Source organism: Lutibacter sp., assembly GCF_013041805.1.
Lineage (GTDB): Bacteria > Bacteroidota > Bacteroidia > Flavobacteriales > Flavobacteriaceae > Lutibacter.
Genome location: NZ_JABDRI010000017.1, coordinates 1 through 2,427 on the forward strand (window position 1 = coordinate 1; position 2,427 = coordinate 2,427).

General features: G+C 29.0%; 4 protein-coding genes. 3 read left to right on the forward strand and 1 reads right to left on the reverse strand.

All coding sequences use genetic code 11. The features are described from left to right. The 3 genes from HKP59_RS01945 to tatA form a co-directional block, all read left to right on the forward strand. Positions 1-978: RNB domain-containing ribonuclease (locus tag HKP59_RS01945; protein ID WP_291802975.1), on the forward strand; the 978-nt coding region annotated here is incomplete at its 5' end. 64 nt (positions 979-1,042) lie between these two features. Continuing rightward, on the forward strand, positions 1,043-1,717 hold the full coding sequence (locus tag HKP59_RS01950) for a head GIN domain-containing protein (RefSeq protein WP_291802976.1): 675 nt from the start codon (positions 1,043-1,045) through the stop codon (positions 1,715-1,717). Between the two features lie 48 nt (positions 1,718-1,765). Next, positions 1,766-1,963: a twin-arginine translocase TatA/TatE family subunit gene (gene tatA, locus HKP59_RS01955; protein WP_291802977.1), complete on the forward strand. Its 198-nt coding sequence runs from the start codon at positions 1,766-1,768 to the stop codon at positions 1,961-1,963. A 70-nt stretch (positions 1,964-2,033) separates the two neighbouring features. On the opposite strand, the gene HKP59_RS01960 is transcribed toward tatA, so the two are convergent. After that, positions 2,034-2,351, reverse strand: a complete 318-nt coding sequence (locus HKP59_RS01960) for a heavy metal-binding domain-containing protein (protein ID WP_291802978.1) — start codon at positions 2,349-2,351, stop codon at positions 2,034-2,036. Positions 2,352-2,427 lie beyond the last annotated feature (76 nt).

Below are 2,427 nucleotides of genomic sequence, written 5' to 3' on the forward strand. Positions count from 1 at the left end.
GAAATAGTTTCAGCTATTTTAAAAATGGATGTACTTGCTAAAAAACTTCGAAAAAAGCGTTTACAACAAGGTGCTATTACTTTTGATAGGGTAGAAGTGAAGTTTAACTTAAATGAAAAGTCAGAACCTATAGGTGTATTTTTTAAAGAATCTAAAGATGCTAATAAATTAATTGAAGAGTTTATGTTACTTGCTAACCGTAAAGTAGCTGAATTTATTGGCAGAAGTAAAGGTGAACCTAGTAAAAAAACCTTTGTATATCGTGTTCATGATGAACCAAATTTAGATAAATTAGAAGCGCTTCAAACCATTGTTAGTAAATTTGGATACAAAAATAAAATTGATACAAAAGACAAAAAAACAACATCAACTTCTTTAAATCAATTATTAAAAGATGTGCACGGAACAGGGGAAGCAAATATGATTGAAACGCTTGCTGTTCGATCTATGAGTAAAGCTGAATATACGACTCAAAATATTGGTCATTATGGTTTAGCTTTCGATTATTATAGTCATTTTACATCACCAATTAGGAGATATCCTGATGTAATGACACATCGATTGTTACAGCATTATTTAGATGGTGGAAAATCTCCAAAAGCAGATGTTTATGAAGAAAAGTGTAAACACGCTTCAGAAATGGAATACTTAGCATCAAGAGCTGAAAGAGATTCCATCAAATATATGCAAGTAAAATATATGGCTGATCATAAAGATCAAGAATTTGAAGGAGTAATTTCAGGAGTTACGGAATGGGGAATTTATGTTGAAATTATTGAGAATAAATGTGAAGGAATGTGTAGAATTCGTGAAATAAAAGATGACTATTATATTTACGATGAAAAACAATATGCTTTGGTTGGGCAATCAACAAAAAATATGTACCAATTAGGTGAACACGTATTAATTAAAGTTAAACATACCGATTTAGAACGTAAGCATCTAGATTTTACCTTACTTGAGAAGATTAATAAATAATTAAATTAAAAAGGCACAATTATTGTTTATTTTGGTAGTTATACTAAAAAAACACATTTTAAAAATGAAAAAACTTGCATTATTACTTACATTAACTTGTTCAATAGTATTTGGACAAGAACCAATTACAAAGAATTTAGGAGATTTTAATACCTTAAAAGTTTATAATGGATTAACTGTTGAAATTGAGAAATCCTCAACTTCTAAAATTGAAATATCTGGAAAAAAAGCTGAGGATGTTATAGTTAAAAATTCAAATGGAATATTAAAAGTTCGTTTAAAATTTCCAGAAGGTTTTACTTCTGAAGATGTTAGAATAAAATTGTATTACAACAATACAATGGATGTGTTGGATGCGAATGAAGGAGGACAAATTACTTCAGAAGAAGTTTTAAAACAACAACATTTAGAAGTTAAAGTACAAGAAGGAGCTTTTATTAATGTACCAATTAACACCAAATATTTAGTTGTAAAAGCAGTTTCTGGTGGTGCTATTTCTTTAACAGGAGTAACTCAAAATCAAACTATTGAAGCAACTACTGGTGGTATATATGAAGCATTTGACTTACAAAGCAAACAAACTACTGTTACAGCAGCTTCTGGAGCAAGAGTAGAAGTGAAAACAAGTGAAATACTAGATGCGAAAGTTCGATTTGGAGGTACAATTTATTATAAAGGAACTCCAGAGGTTTTAAAAACAAAAAAAATAATAGGAGGTACTATTAAAAATAAAAACTAATTTTAGTTTTGAATTTATTACTATCTTTGTAACTCAAAATTTAAAAACATGAATGCATTATATATATTTTTAGGAATGGTTGGACCTTGGCAATGGATAATTATTGGCTTAGCAATTTTATTATTGTTTGGAGGAAAAAAATTACCTGAGTTAATGAAAGGCCTTGGTGGTGGTATTAAAGAATTTAAAAAAGCTACTAAAGAAGAAGATACAGAAGAAGATAAAAAAATAGAAGACAAAAAGTAATACTACTTTTGAAATAAATAAAAAACCTGTACAATCTGTACAGGTTTTTTGCTTTTATATATACTTTTATTTAGTATTTAACAGCTGTACCAGAAGCGGTAACCATTAACATACCGCCATTTTTTCCAACGGTTTCGTAATCTAAATCAATACCTATTACTGCAGTAGCTCCAACCCTTTGTGCTTGTTCTTCCATTTCTTTTAAAGCAATTTCCTTGGCTTCTCTTAATACTTTTTCATAAGAACCAGATCTACCGCCAACAATATCTCTAATACCAGCAAAAAAATCTTTAAAAATGTTTGCACCAATAATGGTTTCACCAGAAACAATTCCTATATATTCTTTAATTGGGTGCGTTTCTAATGTATTTGTAGTTGTTAAAATCATATTTATTTTTTAGTTTTTTTAATGTCTTCATGTGAAGACTCTTGAACTTTATTTGCTGCTACTAAACTAGTAACCA

Coding starts and splice junctions, on each gene's coding strand:
- HKP59_RS01950 (WP_291802976.1), top strand. CDS start 1,043: ATGAAAAAACTTGCATTATTACTTACATTAACTTGTTCAATAGTATTT.
- tatA (WP_291802977.1), top strand. CDS start 1,766: ATGAATGCATTATATATATTTTTAGGAATGGTTGGACCTTGGCAATGG.
- HKP59_RS01960 (WP_291802978.1), bottom strand. CDS start 2,351: ATGATTTTAACAACTACAAATACATTAGAAACGCACCCAATTAAAGAA.